18 protein-coding genes, 1 tRNA gene and 1 other annotated feature are annotated in these 22,407 nt (G+C 43.7%); of the genes, 2 read left to right on the forward strand and 17 right to left on the reverse strand.

Annotation, left to right across the window (positions count from 1 at the left end):
- Nucleotides 1-4: 4 nt before the first annotated feature.
- Both CEQ75_RS14605 and CEQ75_RS14610 read right to left on the reverse strand, forming a co-directional pair.
- Nucleotides 5-1,252: an adenosylhomocysteinase gene (locus CEQ75_RS14605; RefSeq protein ID WP_089611839.1), complete on the reverse strand. Its 1,248-nt coding sequence runs from the start codon at nucleotides 1,250-1,252 to the stop codon at nucleotides 5-7.
- 31 nt (nucleotides 1,253-1,283) lie between these two features.
- A complete protein-coding gene (locus CEQ75_RS14610) occupies nucleotides 1,284-1,892 on the reverse strand; it encodes a DUF3786 domain-containing protein (RefSeq protein ID WP_089611841.1) in 609 nt (202 codons plus the stop codon).
- A gap of 102 nt (nucleotides 1,893-1,994) precedes the next feature.
- On the opposite strand from CEQ75_RS14610, the gene CEQ75_RS14615 reads away from it, so the two are divergent.
- Nucleotides 1,995-2,070, forward strand: a tRNA-Arg gene (locus tag CEQ75_RS14615).
- Nucleotides 2,071-2,207: 137 nt separating this feature from the next.
- Here CEQ75_RS14615 and CEQ75_RS14620 read toward each other — a convergent pair.
- The 5 genes from CEQ75_RS14620 to trkA form a co-directional block, all read right to left on the reverse strand.
- Nucleotides 2,208-3,011, reverse strand: coding sequence for a carbon-nitrogen family hydrolase (locus CEQ75_RS14620; RefSeq protein ID WP_089611842.1), 804 nt, complete (start codon nucleotides 3,009-3,011; stop codon nucleotides 2,208-2,210).
- A gap of 63 nt (nucleotides 3,012-3,074) precedes the next feature.
- Nucleotides 3,075-3,863 carry an ATP-binding protein gene (locus CEQ75_RS14625; RefSeq protein WP_089611844.1) on the reverse strand — a complete coding sequence of 263 codons (789 nt, stop codon included), beginning with the start codon at nucleotides 3,861-3,863 and terminating at the stop codon, nucleotides 3,075-3,077.
- Between the two features lie 14 nt (nucleotides 3,864-3,877).
- A complete protein-coding gene (locus CEQ75_RS14630; protein ID WP_089611846.1) occupies nucleotides 3,878-4,606 on the reverse strand; it encodes a DnaD domain protein in 729 nt (242 codons plus the stop codon).
- 62 nt (nucleotides 4,607-4,668) lie between these two features.
- A complete protein-coding gene (locus tag CEQ75_RS14635) occupies nucleotides 4,669-6,117 on the reverse strand; it encodes a TrkH family potassium uptake protein (protein WP_089611847.1) in 1,449 nt (482 codons plus the stop codon).
- 18 nt (nucleotides 6,118-6,135) lie between these two features.
- Nucleotides 6,136-7,470 carry a Trk system potassium transporter TrkA gene (gene trkA, locus CEQ75_RS14640; RefSeq protein WP_089611849.1) on the reverse strand — a complete coding sequence of 445 codons (1,335 nt, stop codon included), beginning with the start codon at nucleotides 7,468-7,470 and terminating at the stop codon, nucleotides 6,136-6,138.
- A 219-nt stretch (nucleotides 7,471-7,689) separates the two neighbouring features.
- Between trkA and CEQ75_RS14645 the strand changes: the two genes are divergently transcribed.
- Complete coding sequence (locus CEQ75_RS14645; RefSeq protein ID WP_089611851.1) at nucleotides 7,690-8,571, forward strand: Asp23/Gls24 family envelope stress response protein; 882 nt, start codon at nucleotides 7,690-7,692, stop codon at nucleotides 8,569-8,571.
- 39 nt (nucleotides 8,572-8,610) lie between these two features.
- On the opposite strand, the gene CEQ75_RS14650 is transcribed toward CEQ75_RS14645, so the two are convergent.
- The 10 genes from CEQ75_RS14650 to acsB all read right to left on the reverse strand — a co-directional run bounded on the left by CEQ75_RS14650 (nucleotide 8,611) and on the right by acsB (nucleotide 22,377).
- Complete coding sequence (locus tag CEQ75_RS14650) at nucleotides 8,611-10,176, reverse strand: MBL fold metallo-hydrolase RNA specificity domain-containing protein (protein ID WP_157677486.1); 1,566 nt, start codon at nucleotides 10,174-10,176, stop codon at nucleotides 8,611-8,613.
- Nucleotides 10,177-10,224: 48 nt separating this feature from the next.
- On the reverse strand, nucleotides 10,225-11,424 hold the full coding sequence (locus CEQ75_RS14655) for an aminotransferase class I/II-fold pyridoxal phosphate-dependent enzyme (RefSeq protein WP_089611855.1): 1,200 nt from the start codon (nucleotides 11,422-11,424) through the stop codon (nucleotides 10,225-10,227).
- Entirely contained in the window at nucleotides 11,421-11,915 is a 495-nt protein-coding gene (locus CEQ75_RS14660; protein WP_242965235.1) for an Lrp/AsnC family transcriptional regulator, read from the reverse strand. The genes CEQ75_RS14655 and CEQ75_RS14660 overlap by 4 nt, the downstream gene beginning before the upstream one ends.
- Nucleotides 11,916-11,957: 42 nt before the next feature.
- Nucleotides 11,958-12,194: a binding site (T-box leader), on the reverse strand.
- A 57-nt stretch (nucleotides 12,195-12,251) separates the two neighbouring features.
- On the reverse strand, nucleotides 12,252-13,826 hold the full coding sequence (locus CEQ75_RS14665) for a methylenetetrahydrofolate reductase C-terminal domain-containing protein (RefSeq protein WP_089611856.1): 1,575 nt from the start codon (nucleotides 13,824-13,826) through the stop codon (nucleotides 12,252-12,254).
- Nucleotides 13,827-14,138: 312 nt separating this feature from the next.
- Nucleotides 14,139-14,927 (reverse strand): methyltetrahydrofolate cobalamin methyltransferase, encoded by a 789-nt coding sequence (locus CEQ75_RS14670; RefSeq protein ID WP_089611857.1) that lies wholly within the window; start codon nucleotides 14,925-14,927, stop codon nucleotides 14,139-14,141.
- Between the two features lie 36 nt (nucleotides 14,928-14,963).
- Nucleotides 14,964-15,929 (reverse strand): CO dehydrogenase/acetyl-CoA synthase subunit delta, encoded by a 966-nt coding sequence (gene cdhD / locus CEQ75_RS14675; RefSeq protein WP_089611859.1) that lies wholly within the window; start codon nucleotides 15,927-15,929, stop codon nucleotides 14,964-14,966.
- A 38-nt stretch (nucleotides 15,930-15,967) separates the two neighbouring features.
- On the reverse strand, nucleotides 15,968-16,720 hold the full coding sequence (locus CEQ75_RS14680; protein WP_089611861.1) for an ATP-binding protein: 753 nt from the start codon (nucleotides 16,718-16,720) through the stop codon (nucleotides 15,968-15,970).
- Between the two features lie 25 nt (nucleotides 16,721-16,745).
- Entirely contained in the window at nucleotides 16,746-18,641 is a 1,896-nt protein-coding gene (locus CEQ75_RS14685) for an ASKHA domain-containing protein (protein WP_089611863.1), read from the reverse strand.
- 10 nt (nucleotides 18,642-18,651) lie between these two features.
- Entirely contained in the window at nucleotides 18,652-19,995 is a 1,344-nt protein-coding gene (gene acsC, locus CEQ75_RS14690; protein WP_089611865.1) for an acetyl-CoA decarbonylase/synthase complex subunit gamma, read from the reverse strand.
- Between the two features lie 204 nt (nucleotides 19,996-20,199).
- Entirely contained in the window at nucleotides 20,200-22,377 is a 2,178-nt protein-coding gene (acsB, locus tag CEQ75_RS14695) for an acetyl-CoA decarbonylase/synthase complex subunit alpha/beta (RefSeq protein WP_089611867.1), read from the reverse strand.
- Between the last annotated feature and the right edge of the window lie 30 nt (nucleotides 22,378-22,407).

The following is a 22,407-nucleotide window of genomic DNA, read 5'->3' on the forward strand; positions in this document are numbered from 1 at the left end:
TCTACTAGTTTTCCCATCCTGCTAAATATTTCTTTTGTTGTTCCGTCAGATTATCTATTTTAACTCCCAGAGTATGTAATTTCATCGCCGCAACTTTTTGATCAATTTCCCGGGGAACTTCATAAACATGAGGAGACAGCTCGTCCCGATGTTCGAAGATATATTGCAAAGACAAAGCCTGAAGGGCAAAGGTCATATCCATAATTTCCGCCGGATGACCGTCTCCCGCGGCTAAATTCACTAAACGCCCCTCGGCCAGCAGGTAGATCTTTCTGCCATCCTTTAGAACATATTCCTCAATGTTGTTGCGCACCCTCAGCTTGGAGACAGCTAAGGCAGATAAATCTTTTTTGGAAACCTCCACATCAAAATGACCGGCATTGGCAAGAATGGCCTGGTCTTTAATCACTGCCAGATGCTCCTTACGGATGACATCTACGTTCCCGGTCACAGTAATAAAGAAATCCCCTAAGGGAGCGGCTTCTTCCATGGTCAGCACCGTGAATCCATCCATAATGGCTTCAATGGCCTTGATGGGATCAACCTCTGTGACAATCACCCGGGCACCTAAGCCCTTCGCTCTCATGGCTACCCCTTTTCCGCACCAGCCATACCCGGCGACCACAACCGTCTTCCCTGCCACCACCAGATTAGTGGTACGATTAATACCGTCCCAGACAGACTGACCGGTTCCGTAGCGGTTATCAAAGAGGTACTTGCAAAAGGCATCATTGACGGCAACCATGGGAAAGTTCAGGGTACCATCTTTTTCCATGGCCCTTAAGCGTAGTATGCCCGTGGTTGTCTCTTCACATCCGCCAATAATCTCTGTCAGTTGTTGGGGTCGTTCTTTATGCAGGGTAGATACCAAATCTCCCCCGTCGTCAATCACCAAATCAGGATGGAAGTCCAACCCTCGATGTAAATGCATTTTGTATTCTTCGTCCGTGGCATTATACCAGGCATGAACCTGTATCCCGCTATCCACCAAGGCCGCCACCACATCATCCTGGGTTGATAAGGGATTACTGGCCACCATACAAACATCGGCGCCTCCTGCTTTGATAACCTGGCCCAAGTAGCCGGTCTTCGCTTCTAAATGAAGGCAAATCACTACTTTCTTGCCGCGAAAAGGAAGCTCTTTCTCATAATTATTTTTAATCTGATTAAGTAAAGGCATATGAGCTGCTACCCAATCCAGTTTTAATTGCCCCTGGGGGGCAAGATGAATGTCTCTAATCATTGATTCCATAATTGATCTTCCTTTCTGATTCTAAGATATTCTAATGATTTTTGCTTTGCTTTAATTTCCCCACCAACATACCGCAGAGAAAAGCATAATCTTCGGTCGGCAAATAATCTCCCGCCGAGGCATCAAAAATAATATTTCCGTTAGCGGGAAACTCCTCGTCCGCCGCCCAAAGTACGAAGGTTACAGGGATGTTTGGCAAAGGATAAAAACAGTAACTGCTATCACCATAGGATTCTTGCATACCCCCGCACTTTTCCGCTGTAGTTTGGAAGGATGTTAAGTCATCACCGAATAAGGCGATGAGAGGCCGGATACATCGATTGGTAAAAGGTTCAATATAGATACTCCCCCCTGGGAGTTCCTTATAAGAAATTTTCTGATTGAGGATGGGACTGCCCCCGGCAAAGGTTAAATAATGGAGTACCAGGATTCTTTCAATCAATCCCAGCTCTTTTCCCCCATTTTGTTCACGCAGGATCCCTTCCGGATAGGTCACCTCAACCGGTGTTCCCAAAAAACCCATGCTAAATTGACCTTCCTGAAATTCTGTGCCGGATTTCCATGCCATCTCCATGGGATTTTTGCTTTGAAATTCATCCAGCGCTTTTTTTAATGTGACATCAAGATTAAAATTTCCCAAAATCCTTTCCTCCCCATATCATTATGACATATAAATATTAAAAATATATTTGACTTCAAGGATCAATTAAGTTAAAATTATTAAATGTTAGTATAGTTTCATGCGCTCGTAGCTCAGGGGATAGAGTGACGGATTCCGATTCCGGAGGTCGCAGGTTCAAATCCTGCCGGGCGCGCCATTTTCCTTTCACATTAAAAAGCCGCATGGCTTTTTTTTATTTTATTAGCTAACTACTAATTACCAATCACTAACTACTAATAAAATTTTTAAGCCTTCAAACAAAGAACCGTCCCCTGTTCTACCCTGTTCTACTCCCTAAAACAGACTATTATCGATTTCATCAAGAATATTTCTTCTGTCCTGCAAAACTGGCAGAATTTTTCTGATCCGATCAACTTCCTGCAAATCGATTTCCAGAACAACCAATTCTTCATCCTCGCTCCCTTCCTTGAGAATTTCGCCCCAAGGAGAAACAATTAAGGAGTGTCCCGCATAACGATGACTTTCATTTTTACCGGCAGGATTGACACCAAGGACAAAAACCTGATTGTCCAATGCCCTGGACTGGCATAAAATGCTCCAATGCTCCATTCTTTCTACAGGCCATTGGGCAGGAACGACGATAAACTGTGCGCCTCTAAGTACTAAATTTCGTACTAATTCCGGAAACCTTAGGTCATAGCAGATCACAATTCCGGCCATCCCCCAGGGTGTCTCGATTAATCCCCATTCTTCTCCCGGTGCAAAATACCGGTCTTCCTGTAATCCGCCTGGGAAAAGGTGAATTTTTCGGTATTTCCCCACAACTTCACCTTTTTGATCGATTGCTGCACAGGTATTATAAACTTTTTGGTCCTTTTTTTCCGGGATTGTTCCCCCAAAAATAAAGATCTCATATTCCCGTGCCCATTTCTTCAGCGCAGAAATACATTTACCACGCAGGGATTGGGCTGTTTGATCAAAATGAGCACAATCATATCCCGTATTCCATAACTCCGGTAATATGATCATATCCGCTTTTAATTGAGCAGCTGATTGAATATGTGCTCTGACCCGATCTAAATTTCCTTTCAAATCACCTGATTGGATATTCAATTGACTAAGGGCCACCGTAACCATATCAACTTGTCCTCCAGATCATTTTTCCTTTATAAGCCTCTTGACCCAAACATTTATCCATCACTACCATTTGCGCATCGCAACCCGAATATCGACCTCCACATGCATTCGGTAAATTTTACAGATCTCAATAATTCGGGAAACAGTCCGTTCTCCAATCACTTCATTCATTTCTTCAATGGTTAAATTTGTGGTGATCACACAGGGTAACCCATGGTTCATCCGATAATTAATTAATGAAAAAATCTTATTTTGGGTCCATTCCGAATAATTATGGGCACCCAGATCATCCAAAATCAGGACTTCAGTATTGCGCGCTGCATTCATTAAATCTGCTTCACTGAATTCTCCTTGTTTTTGATAAGTCCCTCGAATATCATCCAGAAAATCGGGTACGACTAAAAACAAAACCTGTTTGTCGTGCTCCAAAAGAGCATTGGCGATAGCTCCGGCCAAAAAGGTCTTACCGCTGCCCACAGCACCGTTTAAAAGAATGCCCTGTCCCGTTTTTTCTTCCAAATATTGTGCCACAAACTTTTTCGCACCTTCCACTGCTTTCTCGGCCATGGCCCGATAAGTCGGACCATCCTTGTCCAGGCGCAGATGAGGGGAATAAAAGGCCAGATCGAACTGATCAAAGGTATGATGGGCCAAAAAAGGCGTCATATTCGCCGAGGCAAATCGTTTCATCACAGATCTTTGCTTGACGCAATGACATTGATAAGCCAGGTCTCCTTTAATAATAATACCCTGATCCTGACAAAGGTGACAACGTACTTTTTTGACATCTGAAGGGGTATCCGGTCGAACTTTTAGATAATGACGGTTTAAATATTGAGAAATTTTATCCATCAGAGCATGTTCCTTTACAATTCATATAGATCATCAAAATTTTTCATGCTTTTTTTCGGGTAGATCGTTTTCTTGACTGCTTTTTTATTCTTATTCATTTTGTGATTTTCAAAAGCGATCACTTCATGGACGGTACGAATATTTGATTTTTTCCATTCCAACAGAATGCGATCGATATAATTAAGATTATACACCCCTCTGAGCACTGTTCTTTTCAGCGCCTCCAACACCAGATCCGCATCAAACCCAAGCTGCTCCAACCACTCCATGATTTTATCATTTTCAATCGGTGTCAAAGGACGTCCAAATTCTTTCTCGATGGAGGATAAAACAACTTTAAATTTCTGTGCTTGATCAGGGGATCTGAGATCCTGATCTTGAGTTTGATTCTTTTTAGCCATCTCCAGGGCCCAAATATCAACCATTCTATCATATAAACCATCTAAAAAATAGCGCGGTACCATTTGACCCGATATTTGTACATTTTCAACGACAATCAAGCTTTTTTCCATCAAAGATGCTAAATTTTGTTTTACAACAGCTTCTCCCATATTGAGTGTCCTGGCAATCTCCTTCACAGAAAGGGTGCCATAATTACCAATCATAATTAACTGAATGATAAAGACTAATTCTTTCTCTGTTAAGTCTAAATCACGATAGTTTTTTAATATTAGGTTAGGCACATGGGTGCTCTCAGCGTGTACACTAAAAAAACATCTTTTTTCCCATTTATTTTCTATCACATTTCCTCACCTATCCATCCTTCATAAATTAATTTCCCCGCCAAACCCTGAAGAGCATGGATTCAGGCTTTTTTCCAAACCTCAGGTAAAAATAAAACTAATACTGTAAAAATTTCTAACCGTCCTAATAACATCAGAAAACAAAGCATCCATTTACCCGCCCCCGGTATATGGGCAAAATTTCCTGATGGACCCACATCCCCCAAACCAAATCCCACGTTACTTAATGACGAAATAACCGACGTCAAAGATTCAACCATATCCAGGCCCAGTGCACCCATCACCGCCGTGCCGATAAAAAAAATCGTGATATACAAAAAGAAAAATTGCAAAGTATTAAGCACAATGTTTTCCGGAACTATTTTATGACCGATTTTTAAATATTTGATGCTTCTAGGATGAATTAGTCTGAATATTTCTACCCAGGTGTGTTTGATCAGAATCAGCAGCCGTCCTACTTTGATTGCGCCTCCCGTAGAGCCGGAACACCCCCCGACAAACATGATTAACAGCAACATAATTTTGGAAAAGACCGGCCATTGGTTAAAGTCCACCGAGGCATAACCTGTGGTTGTAAGCATGGATACAACTTGAAAAGCTGCCATCCGAAGGGTTTCTTCCACCCCGCCCGGCTGGTTTCTCATTAAATCAAGAAAAACCAGGAGCACTCCTGTTAATGTAATCAGCAAATATAAGCGAAACTCTTCATTTTTCCAGAAAACAAAGGTTCTTTTATAAATACTTTGATAAAACAAGGCTAAATTGGCCCCGGCGGCAAACATAAAAAAAGTTATCATCCATTGAATATAAGAACTGTCATAGTACCCAATATTTTGGCTTTTCGTGGAGAAACCGCCTGTGGCCATGGTTCCGAAAGCGTGACATAGAGAATCAAAGAAATTCATGCCACCTAAGAGCAATAAGATCATCAACGTCAAGGATAAAATGACATAGGTAGCCCAGAGGATTTTTGCCGAATCCTGAATCCGGGGTTTAATTTTCTCGGCCAGCCGGCCGCCGGGCGCTTCTGCTTTAAACATTTGCAGCCCGCCCCCTCCAATTTGCGAGAGCAATGCGACAAATAAAAGCATAAATCCCATCCCGCCCAACCAATGGGTCAAACAGCGCCAAAACACAATCCCATGGGAAAGCACCTCAATATTGCCCAATACACTGGCTCCGGTGGTGGTAAACCCGGACATCGTCTCAAAAAAAGCATCTGTAAAAGATGTTAAGGTTCCGGTGAACAGATAAGGCAAAGCCCCGAAAAGGGATGCCATGATCCATCCTAAAGTCACGATGGCAAAACCTTCCCTTTGCCGGATAGTTTCTTTGGATTTGAGAAAAAAGCACAGCAACCCGCCGGCCAAAATGGTGCTCATCATGGCATAAAAAAGGCCCAGGACATCTTTTTCGTGATAATACAAGGACCATAACAGGGGAAATACCATGCACCCCCCGATAATTAAGAGTATCTTGCCTAAAATGCTAAAAACCAATTGAAACCGCACCGGTGCATCCTCCGAAACTTAAGAAAAGAATTTCTCTATTTTTTGACTGTAGTTAGGCAACGTAAATATAATGACCCGATCTCCCGACAATATTATATCATGCCCGCCGGGTACAATCACCTTATTATCCCGCACCAAAGCACCGATAATTGCCCCCGCGGGAAAAGCGATGTCTTTTAATGCTTTCCCCCGGTGCCGATAGGTTTCCGGCACAATAAATTCTGTGATTTCAGCTTCTGTATCATCAAGCAAGGTAACGGATATCACCTTACCCTTTCTGACAAACCCCAGGATGGCTCCGGCGGTTAATTTGCGCGGACTCACTACCCGGTCAATCCCTACTTTTTCTACCAATGGATTATAATCCGATCGGCGGATTTGAGCAATGGTTTTTTTTGCGCCTAAATGTTTCGCTAAGAGCGTTACTAATAAATTTAACTTATCGTCCCCCGTCAAAGCAACAAATAAATCTGTCGCACCGATATTTTCGTCCTCCAATAATTGGAGATCAGCACCATCCCCATGAATCACAAGGCTGTGATTCAACCGTTCCGCTAGAAATTGACAGCGCGCTAAGTCTTTCTCAATGATTTTGACGTGGACATGGGCATTTTCAAATTGTTGGGCCAGATAAAAGCCGCCTCTGCCTCCTCCTAAAATCGCCACGTTTTCCACCTCCTTGTGGCGTTGACCGAAAATTTCTTCGATTTTCCTCATTTCATGGGTCTGAGCTAAAATAAATACCTTATCCTCAAGTTTTAATTTTTCTTTGCCCCGGGGTATCACCACCTTGCCATCCCGTAAAATAGCTACAATCAAAAAAGGATGCGGACTGCTCAGATCCTTTAATGCGGTTCCGGCAACCTTCGTATCAGGCTTGATTTCCAGTTCTAATAACTGAATTTTTCCATCAGCAAAATACTCCGCGTTCTTGGCTTCCGCATTGGCTGCCAAACGGGCAATGGCCATGGCCGTGACTCTTTCCGGATTAATGATCAGATCAATCCCTAGAGCTTCCTTATGGGTCAAATGATCCAAATCCACATATTCAGGATTACGCACCCGCGCAATGGTACGTTTCACTCCAAGTGACCTGGCTACAAGACAGGAGACAATATTCAATTCATCTGCTTCTGTGACCGCCGCCAATAATTCCGCACCTTCCGCCCCGGCTTCCATCAGAACAGAAGGGCTGGCCCCATTCCCACTTAGAACCTGGACGTCCAAATGTTCCGCAACCGTGTCCAGCCTTTCCCCGATCCGGTCGATGACGACGACATCATGTTCCTCCTGAGAGAGCATTTGGGCAATGCTGAAGCCCACCTTGCCTGCACCGATAATGATTGCTCTCAAAAAAATTACCTCCTGTTTTACTACTATTAGATCCCGTTACAGGTCCTGTTTATCCTAAGGATAACTTCGACATGAGAAAATTTATTCCTACTCTGATTAATTCGTATCATCATAAAATTTATGTTATTATGTTATTACAGTTCAAACACTCATATGGAGCAAAGGAAGCTTCATTCGCGTTAAGAACTTGCTTCATATCGATAACAAGGGAGTTGACTTATGCATACCATTGCTTTTATTGGCTCCAGCGGCACAGGGAAAAGCCACCATGCCATTGTGATTGCCCAGGAATACAATACAGATATGATTATAGATGACGGACTGTTAATTCAGGGCAGCCGGATCTTAGCCGGTACTTCGGCAAAACAGGCGCCCACCAAAGTAGGCGCTATCAAAACTGCCCTTTTTACGGAGGATGATCATGCGGCAGAAGTAAAAAATAAGATTAAGGAATGTCAGCCCTCCAGCATTCTGATTCTGGGCACCTCCCTTTCCATGACAGAAAAAATAGCTGCCCGGCTTGATCTGCCCCAGCCCGGCGTCATCATTCACATTGAAGACGTGGTAGCACCGGAAAGTATCTCAAAAGCAAAATTTATCAGGGAAAAGTATGGCACCCATGTTGTTCCTGCGCCCACTGTTGAGGTAAAACGAAGATTTTCAGGGAATTTTTTTAACCCGATCCGTACCCTTTTTCACAAAAACACTTCGGATCATCTGCCCTCTGCCTCCAAGCACATGTGGGTTGAACAAACGCAGGTACGTCCAACCTTCAGTTCCATGGGAAAATTCTATATTGCCAATAATGTCATCATCGACATCATTAAACATATAACCGCAGATGTTACCGGTCTGGACCGGGTGGTGAAATCCTCCATAGAAAATTCTGATCTGGGCATTCACCTGCATATATACGTTTCGCTAATTTATGGTTATGTACTTCCAGACGTCATGACCCGTCTGCAGCAAATCACCCAGGAAAAGATTGACGAAATCACCTCATTGAACGTTTTATCAGTGAATATTCATGCCGTCAAATTGGTGCTGCCAAAAATTAATCCTGATCTCAAAGACAGTTTAAAGAGCCTTCCCTCAGTTTGATGAGGCAGGCTCTTTTTTCTTTAAAATGCTCTTTTCATCTTAACCAATCTTTTTAATATAATCCCTGATCTGGGATAATTTCGATGTTAATTCACTGCGCAGCATGGGCTGGAGAAGCTCCATAATTTGATCGTAAACATCATTGGGATATTCCAAAGGTCTCGGTTCCCAGCCGCAAACACTGGTCATAGGTTCTTTTCCTTCCAGCTCATAGCCCTCGCCCATGCTGGGCACAATGGCCTGAGCCTGATATTTTTCTTTCAGAATCTGAGCAAAATGCTCAGTTCCCTTTTCTTCCCCATGGGTTAAGAAGATGTACTCCGGGATCTTTTTAAATCCGTCCAGCCAATGCACCAATTCTTTTTGATCGGCATGAGCGGAGTAGCCTTCCAGCATCAAAATCCGAGCTTTGACAACGACTTCCTCGCCATGAATTTTAACCTTTTTGGCACCGTCCACAATACGGCGGCCCAAGGTTCCTTCGGCTTGATAACCGACAAAGATCACCGTACATTCTCTGCGCCAGAGATTGTGTTTAAGATGATGCTTAATGCGTCCTGCTTCTGCCATGCCGCTGGCAGAGATGATTAAAGCTCCGCTTTTAATCTTATTCAATGCCATGGATTCTTCGGCTGTATGAGAGTAATTGAGGTTTTTCAGATGGAAAGGACATCCCTGCCTTTCCTCCATGAATTCCTTCGTTTCTTCATCAAAATACTGGGGATGTTTGCAAAAAATTTCTGTCGCTGCGATGGCTAAAGGGCTGTCAACATAAATGGATTGAGGATTGATTTTCCCATCGTCCATCAAGCGATTCAAAGTATATAACAGATCCTGGGTGCGATCCACGGCAAAAGCGGGAATGATAACATTACCGCCCCGTTGAAAGGTTTCATTAATCGCTTGGGCCATGCGTTCATCATTATCTATGGGATCATCATGAAAGCGATCCCCATAGGTGGTTTCCAACACCAGGTAATTTGCTTCCTGAACGATATAGGGATCATTTAAAATCGGTTGATTGCTTCTGCCTAAATCACCGGATAAGACCATCTTTTTAACTTGTTCGTTTTCTTCATAAACTAATTCCAGGATCGAAGATCCTAAAATATGGCCGGCATCCCGAAAAGTTATTTTGATCCCCGGAGCAGGTTCAAATTCAAGGTTGTATGGTCTCTTCTCAAAAAAGCGGACACATGCTTCCGCATCTTGGGCCGTATAAATCGGCGTCAGTTCTTTTCCTCCGGACCGGCGTGCTTTTTTGTTCTTTCGTTCAACTTCCGATTCCTGAATATAACCGCTGTCCGGGAGCATGATCTTGCATAATTCCACCGTCCCTGAGGTCCCATATGTTGGACCGGAAAAACCCGATTTATAAAGTTTGGGTAAAAGACCGCTGTGGTCAATATGGGCATGGGTTAAGAGAACAAAATCAATCTCTCCGGGGTTAAAAGGAAATTCCCGGTAATTGTGTTCTTCTAAACTTTTGCTGCCTTGAAACATCCCGCAATCAATTAAAAATTTAGTCTGTTGGTGCTCCAATAAATAGCATGATCCTGTTACTACCCGTGCCGCTCCAAGAAATGAAATTTTAATTTTTGCCACCCCCGCTCCATCTCCGGCAGTCACCTTAAGAATGACAGCAGCATTCCTTTAATTGTGACAGTCCTGGAGAGATGTTGTTATTCGCTTGGAAACAAACCGTTCCATTCTGTCCATCGCCAGAGTGATTTTTTTGATGGAAGAAGCATAAGAGCAACGCAGAAATCCTTCTCCGCAATCGGCAAAAGCACTACCTGGTACGACAGCCACTTTTTCCTCCTTCAGCAATGCACCGGCGAATTCCTCAGAACTTAAACCGGTGTTTTGAATGGAAGGAAAAATATAGAATGCACCCTTTGGTTCAAAAACTTCCAGACCCATATCCTGCATTCTTTTATAAATGATTCTCCTTCTTTGGTCATATTCCTCCCTCATACGATCAACTTCTTTCCGGCAGGAACGAAAGGCTTCGATCGCTGCCTTTTGACCCATGATCGGTGCACAAAGCATGGTATATTGGTGTATTTTGACCATATTCTCAATGAAATCTTCATGGGCGCAGAGATAACCAATCCGCCAGCCCGTCATGGCAAAGGCTTTGGACATGCCGTTGATCAGGATGGTTCGGTCCCGCATCTCCGGCAAGGAGGCAATACAGGTGTGCACCCCGTCATAGGTTAACTCGGCATAGATTTCATCAGAAACAACGATCAAATTATGTTTGACAATGACTTTGCAAAGGGCCGCTAATTCCTCCCCGGTCATTACCGCTCCGGTAGGATTATTGGGATAGCTTAAGATAATGGCCTTGGTCTTTGGCGTAATATAGGTCTCCAGCATTTGGGGAGTTAGCTTAAATTCATTTTCCACGGTGGTAGGTATCACCATTGGAATGGCACCGGTCAGAGCCACACATGGCTTATAGGACACATAGCAAGGTTCAGGAATTAAAACCTCATCTCCCGGAGAACAAATTGTTCTCAAGGCAATGTCTACCGCTTCACTGGCGCCCACCGTGACGATGATTTCTTTTTTTTCATCGTAAGCAACACCAAATCTTTGATCCAGATATTGAGCAATCTCATAACGAAGTTCCGGCAGGCCATAATTGGATGTATACATAGTATAGCCCTTTTCCAGAGAGTAGACACAGGCTTCCCGCACATGCCAGGGAGATACAAAATCCGGTTCTCCAACCCCTAAAGAGATCACATCTTTCATTTCTGTTACAAGATCAAAAAATTTTCTGATCCCCGATGGGGGAAGATCCCTCACCCCGGGGGTGATAAAATCCTGAGGATTGAAGCTCATGGGCTGACCAGCTCCCTTCGGTCCTCATATTCATCTTCATAAACAACACCCGCCACCTTGTATCTTTTTAAAACAAAGTGGGTACTGGTGCCTAAGACCCCATCAATACTGGAAAGCTTCTGAGAAACGAATGAAGCTACTTCCTTCATGCTCTTTCCTTCAATGGAAACAGAAAGATCATAATCTCCGGAAATCAATGATACGGAACGCACTTCGGGAAAGCGGTAAATTCTCTGGGCCACCGCGTCAAAACCAACTTCCCTTTGAGGTGCAACTTTGACATCAATAATGGCTACCGACTCCTCCAAGCCCGCCTTTTCCCAATTTACCACAGCAGAATATTTTAAGATGATTTTTTCGTCTTCTAATTCCCTGATGATCTCTTCTACTTCTGAGGCACTGAGATCCACCATGACTGCCAATTGTTCGAAAGGAATTCTGCCATTGGACTCTAAAATTTTCAAGATCTTTTCTCTCATATTCTCTCTCATATCATACCCTCCATTCATCAAATTAAAAGCCCCTCATCCCGGTAAAGGGACGAGAGGCTTATGCTCGTGGTACCACCCTAATTCATCGTATCAAAGAAAATTCCCTGAAACGAAGCTTTGAGTCAGATAACGGTTTTACCCGAAAAGAACTAATCGGCGGCTGCCTTTCATTCTTCCCCTCCGGGGCGGCTGTTCAGATGATTTGCCTGCCGGTTTTCCACCATCCCCGGCTCTCTGCCAGTGCTGCCTCATCTTACTTTTCCCTGTCATTGGGTTTGAATATGCAATTTTGAATTATTTTATCACCCGGTCCCAGGGATGTCAATTAATTTTCTGTTATTTTTTGTCTGCTGCAGGTGCATCCTTTTGAGTTTCCGTTAAGCCCAAACGTTCCGCAGAGTGATCTTTCCCGGTATAGAAGTTAATCCAGGAAGATGTCTGGTGCAGATCCCAGTTGCAGGGAGCAATCTTATAGGTGTCTAACTGATCTTCCTGACCGTAATCCTTCAAGCGGGAATAAACACGCACATAAATACATTTCTTTTCATTGGGATAAACTTCACACCAGCCGTTAAAACTGCCCCCGCATGCTCCGTTACGCTGATTTTTGGGACATTGGGACATGGGGCAAACATAAGCAATATCCATGAGGGCACAGTCGCCGCAGTCTTTGCAATCATAGAGCATTACCTTTGCCAGATGCTCTATGGTATGATAAGGCCGTTCCAAACTCTTCCCATCCACCTTTTTGGAAACATTTTTCATCAGTCCAAAGAAATTCTTGCCCGGTTCAAACATCATGCTATGAACAAGTCGTGAAATACGATAGGTGAATTCCACTTCCGTGTCCAAAGGACGTCCTTTCCGCTGCGTGGGTATTTCTGTATTCAAGCCGGTTTTGTAATCCTTTTCGTAATAGTAGAAACCGTTATCCATGGGGAAGTCAAATTCTGGTAAAAGGTCCATCCAATTGGCACTTAATTCTTCCCCTTTATCAATAATATATTCTACCTGTTCATATTTAATGTTATGTCCGCCGATATGAACGCCGGCATAACCCATTCCTTTCATGAAAGCATACATCTTAGCAGCTCTGAGCAGACGTTCTGCTGCGCCCTTATCCTCAGCCTGTCGTTCTTCATCCAGTTTTGCCAGCAGCTTGTCCGTCACAACACATCCGGGCAGTTGGTTCTGATTCATAATGCGCGCTGCTCCGTAAGGAAGAATATAAATGTTGCCTACCACAGGTACATCAAGATTATTCAGTTTCATAAATTGAATCAATTCATGGAATTTCCTGGCATCAAAACCTAATTGAGGCACAATAAACTGGGCTCCGGAAGCCACTTTTTTCTTTAACTTATAATACTGAACCATTTGTTCTGCTTCGTTGGCTTTAAAGGGTGATACGGCGGCACCGGCAAAGAAATCACTGGCCTGGTGCTTGATCATTCCTTTCATCCCCGGATACTCCAAACCATTGTTCATATCACGAATCAGAGATAAGACATGTGTGGGATCAAGGTCAAAAACAGGTTTAGGTCTGCCTTCAAAGCCGGATACAGGATAATCACCGGTCATCACCAAAAGATTGCGTACACCTGCCCGATCCAGGGCATAAAGCTGACTCTCCATTTGGTTACGGTTTTTATCTTTGCAAGTAAAATGCACCAAAGGCTCAATACCTTTTTTCAAAATTTCTTCACCCAGATAATCAGCCATCATTGCCGGATTGCCACCGGGATTATCCGTAATCGTTAACGCGTGTACCTTACCACCTTTAGCAGCTGCTTCTGCTGCTGCCAATGCACTTTCTTGAGATTTTTCTCTGGAACCTCTGCCCGGAACCAATTCCCAGGTGACAGACATAGTATTGGGATCCAGTAATGATTTTTTAAAACGATTTTCCACTTTATTTCCTCCTTACTACAAGTAATAATCAATTTATTATCCATTGTACCATAAACATATCTATAAATAATGCGGTAAATTTTTTCTAAATCCTCTTTTTTTAATCTTTTTTTTTAAATAATTTAAATATTCTTTTCCTTGATAAGAAAGCCCCTCTGATCATCATAATTTTTTACTATCCCTATGTTCCAGACTTAGTGCGCAAGGCAAGCAGGTTCTTGAGGCAGATGGAGTTTTTGAAGGCAGGATCAAGTTTTGGAAATTTGAAAAGCCCCTCCTTGCGGATGGGGCTTTTTATTCTATGGGTCTGTTTTATCTGGTTCTATAAACCTTAACATAAGAATCGCAATAAATGGCTTGATTTAAGAGAATTTCTACAGATGCGGCAGTTTCCATTAAGGAATCATCATTAGCATCAGCGATGGCAGCATCCAGGCCGCAGGCGGCAGCCATAGCCAAGTACACTCTGTTCAAGAGAGGTCTGTCAGGAGATTTTTGGGAAACATTACTTAATCCCAAAACGGTTCTTGGTGCCGGATCAGCAAGGAACTTAATTTGGCGGATGGCTTCCAGAACCTCAGGTACATGGTCTTGGGCAACATTTACCGGAAGAATCAAAGGATCAATGAAAAGATCTTCCATGGGCAGACCAAATTCATCAGCTGCAGCGACTAATTCCATAGCCAAGGCAACTCGAGCATCCGCATTTTTGGGGATCCCTTTTTCATTCATGGTCAATCCGATAATTTGAGCATTATGTTCTACAGCCATGGGGAAAACTCTTTCAATTTTGGGACGCTCAGCGGGAACAGAATTGATCATCGCAGGTTTTTTACATAATTTTAAACCGGCTTCGATAGCGTCATAGTTGGTGGAGTCCAGCACCAAAGGAAGATCGCATACTTCCTGGACAACTTCCACCATCCATTTCATACCTGCTACCCGGTCATCACAAGATGGCCCGGTGTTCAGATCAATATAATGAGCACCGCCCTCTTTTTGCTTGATGGCCCACTCCTGTAAGGGTTTGGGGTTTTTGGTCTTTACAGCCTCACCAATGTCAGTAAACATACCATTAATTCTTTCACCAATGATAATCATTCAGACAAACCTCCTTATTTTATTATTTGGGAAAATTTATTTTGTTTCCATTAACTGTTCAATATGTTTCTTTGTTGCTTGCACAGCCTGAGGATGTCTCATGCAGAGGATATCTGCGCCCCCTTGAATTAAAGCAGCAGATGTCATGGCTTCCCATGCCGGACCTCTTTCGGCTTGAATACCCCATTGGGGGAAGTCTTCTTCACTGGCCCATGCTTCTTTTGCTCTCCATGCTTCAAATCCTACGGTAACAATCATCGGCATTGCCAACATCTTGTCGCTTTGCAAGGCACCCATGCGACCGCGTTCCATAATCGAGTACACATATTCAATTCCATAACCCAGACCGGCAATCATGGGATCGATAACAATGCGATCAGTAGGCATATTCATTTCAGTGATCAGGATATTCAACTGTTTGCAGATGTTAATATCAAGGGGAGATCTGGCAATAATGGAATGCCCTCCGCCTAAACATGCTGCCACAAGAGATTTATAGTCTTCTTGTTCCGCTACACCAAGAAGTAAATTTTCCCCTGCCGCTTCTTCGGCAACCTTGGCCATCACATCATGGTCTTTTTCCAAATCTCCGCAACCCACTACGATTAAAGGAACACTGACAGCGGCTAAAATATCTTTTACTGTCTTGGCACATTCTTCAGGCGATTTATTCGCTCCATCGGGATCTGCCCCATCCAGTGCCACATAGATAACATCCGCACCCCATTCTTCAACACATTTTTTTGCCCAGAGTGCAGGGTCTTTCACTACATCACCCAAATCTTTCATTAAAGCTTCCGGCCAGCTGGGTTCAATGTCAACAACCTCCATAGCGATAATAGGACGATTGGGCATTGATCCTTCATAATGCTGAAAAGGCAAGGTTGCTTCTCCGCCAACTGTAATACTGACAGAACGAGTTCCTCCTTGTTCCTTGGTGGCCCCGAGCACAACTGATCCTACCTGACTGGCATATCTTTCCTTTAAAAGTTGTACAGCCATTGCAAACGCTCCTTTCTATATCTTTCAATATTTAACCATTAAAATCCTGCTTTTTCTAAAATTTCGTAAACAGCTTTTACAGCCGGTGATTCGGCGGGTAACTCATACAAGGGCTTTCCCGAGGCATCAAACTGGAGCACATTTTCGTCGTAGGGTATCCATCCAATCATTTCCAATCTCGTCTCCCCAATAGCAGGTTTTAGTTCTTCCATGATCTCCGGAGTTCCTTTGGTAACGATTAAATGTGTTTTCCCTATTTTTGATTTCAGCTTTTGCACCAATTCTCCCAGCCTGCCTGCCGTACGAATACCTCTCACGGAAGCATCACTGATCACGAAGAGCTGATCCACATCCTTAAGGATTCCCCGGCTGATATGCTCCATACCGGCTTCGTTGTCAGTCATCATATAATCATAGTTTTTTTCCAGCAGTTCCATATACTTGCGCAGCAGATCATTGGGATAACAATAGCATCCCGGTCCCTGAGGACCTCCCATGGCCAAAAGATCCACCTTTTTTGTTTCAACCAGGGATTGCTGCAATTTATACTCAATAAAGGTCTCTTTGGTCATACCTACCGGCAGTGCCTTCGGATCCTTCGTTTGTTCAATTAATTGAGAAATTGTGGTGGCAACTTCCATCCCCAACGCCTCGTTTAAGTTTGCGTTAGGATCTGCATCCACTGCCAAAACTGTGCCACGATTCTTTTCAATCAGGTACCGGATTGCCAAGGCAGAAAATGTAGTTTTTCCGGTACCTCCTTTGCCGACAACTGCAATATGTGTTGACATAACAATTACCAACCACCTATCCTAATCATATTTGAACGGAAGGAAACAAAGAAAAATCCGTATGAGGTAAAAACAAAGCGGAAACATATTCATCCATAAAAGCATTCCCAATGGAAAGCTCCAGGTATGTCATGCTGCGGCCAATTTCCTCAGCATACCGGAAGGCTTCCTTGGATAACAGTGCTAATTGAGCTCCTTTTAAGGAACTATTCCCAATAAACTCATATTTTTCTGCAGGAAGATCCGGCAGAAGACCGATGCGCACAGAGTCAGGAACATTTAAATAATTGCCAAATCCACCGGCGATTAATATTTTATCAATCGCTTCAATAGGCATGTCTGCCATGCTTAACATAATTCTTACCCCGGCAAAAATTGCCCCTTTGGCACGAATCAAGTTTTTAATATCACTTTCCGTAATCACAATGTCCTGATCAATACCGGACTCTGCCGCAAAAGCCAAAATAAACTCAGGGCCATCGTCCCCCCTTTTGATTCTGGGGATATCCAAATCCTGCATTTTGCCGGAGCGGTCAATAATCCCGGCTTCTCTTAGTTTCGATAAACAATCGATCAATCCGGAACCACAAATCCCTACCGGCGGGGTATCTCCAATGGTCTTATAAGCTACATGATAGGTCTCCTTGTCAATGGCTACCCGTTCAATGGCTCCGGCCATAGCCCGCATCCCATAGGCGATACCGCCTCCTTCAAAGGCCGGTCCCGCAGAACAGGCACAACACATTAACCAATCTTGGTTCCCTAATACCATTTCACCATTGGTGCCGATATCAACGAAAAGAGTCAGCTCTTCATGCTTGGCAACCTCAGCCACCAAAGTGCCCGAAACAATGTCTCCGCCCACATAGCTTGCCACCGCGGGAAAACTTAATACCATTCCTTCAGGATTGATGCTTAGTCCCAGGTCCTTAGCTTTTACAATTGGGTACTGACTTGCTGCAGGAATATATGGCTCCAAACGGATATACTTGGGGCTGATGCCCAAAAACAATTGGCTCATTGTCGTATTCCCTGCAACAACAGCCACAGGAATCTCTTCCATACTGATATCTTGTTCTTCAAAAATTTTATTTAACAAATCATTGATCGTTTCCATAACGACCTGTTGTAATTTTTCCGTGCCGTTATTTTCATCCGCATATACAATACGGGTAATCACGTCATCACCAAAATCCGCTTGCCGGTTATAGGTACCTTGTCTGGCCACAACCGCTCCGGATGATAAATCAATGAGGGTTACAGCGATGGTGGTCGTGCCCACATCAATGGCAACCCCATAGGCAGGAGCATCATCTTGTCCCGATGTCACCCGTACGATTTCCTGACCTTCTTCCAGATCGGCAATGGTAACTGTTATTTTCCAGTCGCCCGCGCGCAAAATGTCAGGCAGTGTCTTTAATACTGCGTTGGAGACGGTTAATCTCTCCGTTGCCATATGCTTCTTTAATTCTGTGATTAATCGAGCGTAATCGCTGGCATTTTCCGTCAAAGTGGGCGGGGGTAATTCCAGAGATATTTTTTTTGCTAACGCATTTAAAGGAAAATCCCCTAAAATATCTAGTTTGCCTTCTGAAACAATCCCTTCCTGTTGATCATCCAGGAAAACCTGATGCTCGTGGAGGCGAAATTCCATAGGAATTTCCACACTGAGATCACTTTCCACCATAGCATTGCAGGCCAAGATATAGCCTTGCTCCTTGAGATCCTTGGGAATATTCCCCTGTCCCCCGGATATCTTTCCCTCAGTTACTTTTACGGTACATTTTCCGCAGGTACCTTTGCCACCACAGGTACTTTTTACATGAATACCTGCCTGCCGTGCCGCTTCCAGCAGTGAGATGCCGGCATCCACTTCAACTTTAATGTCATCCGGTAAAAAAACCACAGAATATTTTTCCATCTTATACTCCTTAAGAAGTAAAATTCGCTCGTGCGAAAGGAGAAATACCGGCAGATTCTCTTGGTCCCACGATGACATTCCAGCCGGAATCTTCCTTTAATTTTGCGGCAATTACGGCGACATATCCGGGAATAACGACATTACGGTGATTGACTTTATTCTCAATACCCAATTCCTTCATTACTTCGGCTACTCTGTCTCCGCCAAACTTACCGGCAGCCCAGGCAGTCAAAACGGATGTTCCATCTGTGTCCACCGGAATAATGTAGGAAGGAATCTTGCTGGATTCGACTTCGCCTTCTACGCTGTAATAGGAAAGGGAGAAATTTGTTGTGATATATACCGGTGAATTTTCATTCACAGCACCAACTTCATAAATTTTAGATTCTACTTGAATTGGCTTTTGCGGGTCGGTATAAAGATTTTGTCTCCAGGAAAGGAGGGGCAGGATAAATTGTTTTTCTGTTGTTCTGAGCACGACCAAGCTGGCATATTTGGAAACATAAGCCTGAGCCTGCATTACTTCATCCAAAGGAGCTTCTTCACTGGTAAAGGCCATTACAGGAAAACCAAAGGTTCGGAATTTTTTCTTAATGGCCATTCTTCTCAGTTGGGTGAGATCAGCTACCACATCAACGGTGTTTCTGCTGCCGGGATCAAGTACCAATTCTTTATATCCCAGTGCCACAACCTTGTTCACCACATCTTCCAATTCGTCAAGGTTGGAGCCTTTCACAGCTAAAGGAGCCTCATATTTTTGTGCCACAGCCGTCATGGCTTCGTAATTGTCAGCAGTTGCGGCATAAATGAGAGGTTTTCTGGCGGTAACAGCTTCGACAGCCTTCTCCATAGCGGCAGCATCTTCAGACATTAAAATTAAAGCAAAATCAGCTGCATCGGCAGCTTTTTTTACCGCAGCCGCAAAAGTATCCGCGTTACCGGAAGTATTTTTTACGGCAATAAAATCTACCGTATAATGCAGACCAACCCGGTCAAATTCCAAACCCTTGATTGCTTCCAATTTTGCCGCGAAAGCAGCCTCATCTAAATTATCTTCTACTTCAAAAGCGATACCGGTAGGATGATAGAAGGTCTTATCATGACGGAACATGACGGTTTCATCACCTAATTCAACGGTTTTGCTGTCTCCCGCACCGATTTTGATTAACTTGATAGGAGGAGCAGAAGCAGATCCTAAATTTTCTTTTGCTTCTTCAGAAACATAAGGGCAAGCATCCAAGGTAGCCTTTCCTGCTGCCAAAGCCATGGCAAAGGCTAGACATGTGGGTACGCCACATTCACCACAGTTTTTCTTGGGAAGCTCTTTAAAAATTGCTAAACCAGTTAAGCCCATTCAACACAACTCCTTTCTTTTTTGAACAAAAATTGACTCGACTCAATTGACATATGCAGCCAGGGATATTTTTAAGATAAATTCAATTAAGTCCATCTATGTATGCATTTCGGGATTCTCCTTAAATGGTTTCCTTCAGAATCCAAAATATGCATGATCCGGCAAGAGGAAAAATCCTCTCGCCGGACTTAAGACCTGTATTTTTTAGAGCATGAACTCCATGGCAAGTGCCGGGTGACCTTTTTCTTCCAGGAAAGGCATGATTTCTTCTGAAGTTATACCAACTGTTTCATCGGCAATTTTATCAATAAAGTCTTCACCCAATCCCTCTTCAACACTTCGTTTTACAAAGTCTTCCCGAATAAATTCTTTTAACTCTTTGGGCATCCAGACAATTCTGGCGATCCCGCCATCCGCCGGGATGAACTTTTTACTTACCAGGTAGGTTCGTCCGATCCCCATAAATCCTGGTGTCTGCACCCCGCCGCCGCAAGAACCGGCCAAGGTGGAGAAGGTCATCCCGCTGGGTGTCATGCCTGTATGCTCACGAGTCGTAATCATAATACCATTACATTCCGGCACAATGGCCATAATGGCCTCGAAGCAGCCGCAGGAAGTCATGGGTCGATCCATCATTGTATATAGATTCACTTCTTCCAATGAGCGATTGGAATTGATGTAGACATATTCGTTACAGCTTTGATACATGCCTTTTACCTCATCAATGGCAGGACCTTTTAAAATAGGCTGATTCGGTCCTTTCGGATTGATTTCGAAGGAGGCTTTGGAATCCAGCCAGCTCACTGCACCACAGAGGCCGACACGTTCCGGCGTTACAATACAAACATGGTTCGGTGCAAAGGATTGGCACAGGAGACAGGAGTAGAAGGTATCCGTGGAATCGTCTGTCAGTTCACGCATACGGTCATCACGTTTTGTATAGATTTTCCGTGCCTCTTTATGCATTTCGGAAACCTTATCCGGTTCTGTATAAAAGGTGACTTGCACCCGGTCCACAATGGCGGGAAATTCTGCTTTAAACTTGGCAATCAACAGATCACCATAATGTTTAAACATAAACCCTTTTTCCGCTGCTTCTTTACTGATGCGCAGCCAGCAAAGGTCTCTTTGGGCTACGTGCCACAGACCTTCTCCGTAGTTAATGAAGTAGTGAATACGACGCTCCAGAACGCCTTCAAAGTCTTCCTGCATCTTGCGGCCGTAAATATCGACGACAATGCCTAAAGGAACCTTATCTCCTTCCTTAAAGCTGTCAATCTCCGGACCGACCACGGTAATTTTACCGTCTTCCACGTCTTCGGCACCCATCATACGCACCAATTCAAAGGCTTCCGTTTTGCCGCCGCCCATTTCAATATAGGTATCGGCTTTCCGAATGGTTTCTCCTTCAAATGCAGGACCATGATTAATGGGAATATCAATTTCAATATTGGTCATTTTAATGCCGCGGACTTCCATGGCAATCTTAACTATTTTGTCATAATCAGGCTCGGAAATATACCAATCCGGTATCATTTCATCTTCCGCTAAGGGCTGATCTGTAATAATGGGGAACCCAAGATAAATACAACCAAGTTCAGCGGCAGTTTTGACTTCATCTCTTTCTCCTAAATGGAGCACGAAAGCCATAACCCGCCGTCTTTGATAATCTCTTTGCTCTTCCGTTAATCCCGGTTGAATCCCCCCGAACATCAACCCTGCACGCAGAGCATAGTTGGCGGCATGAACCACTTGGGTAAAGTTACCCAGGGGATAAGCGATATAATCCAGACCTAATTTAACGTTTACTTCCATTAATTGTTCAATAATTTCATCACAAAGGAACATCATCATCCCTTTGCTTTGCAGATCATTGACGATTTTTTTGGCCAATTCCGGCGTTTTGGCCCGACCTAAAATCACAGCCTCTCCGGGAATCGTCCAGTCCACCATTTTAATTCCGTATTTTCTAACCACCGGGTCACCGATGAATCCGGTCCAAGGTTCCACAGTGGGATTCCCCTCAATATATCTTAAAGCTTCGATAATTTCAGCTGCATATACAGTTGCCTCACCGGCTAATCTGGCGTTTTCAAAGGTTAACTCTTCCTTGATTTGATCCCTTTTTTTGTTCAGGATAGCCGGTAATTCACCTAGTTTGGTGATCCCTTCACCACTTAAACAACGGATTACAGGAAGGTAATATGCAGTGTCAGGATACTGCACCAATTGCTCCGGACCATATTTTTGAATGGCCTGAGTTAAAAGAATTTCGGCATAACTGGTGGCAATCACAGCACCGTCATAAGCTTCTTTAAATAATTTCTTGGGCTCTTTGCCTTCTTGAATTGCACCTTCATAAATCTGATCAAAATTAGACATACTCTTCCTCCTTTCAATCGCAATTCATCT

The sequence above is a fragment of the Dehalobacterium formicoaceticum genome, from assembly GCF_002224645.1.
In the GTDB taxonomy this organism is placed as follows: Bacteria; Bacillota; Dehalobacteriia; order Dehalobacteriales; family Dehalobacteriaceae; genus Dehalobacterium; species Dehalobacterium formicoaceticum.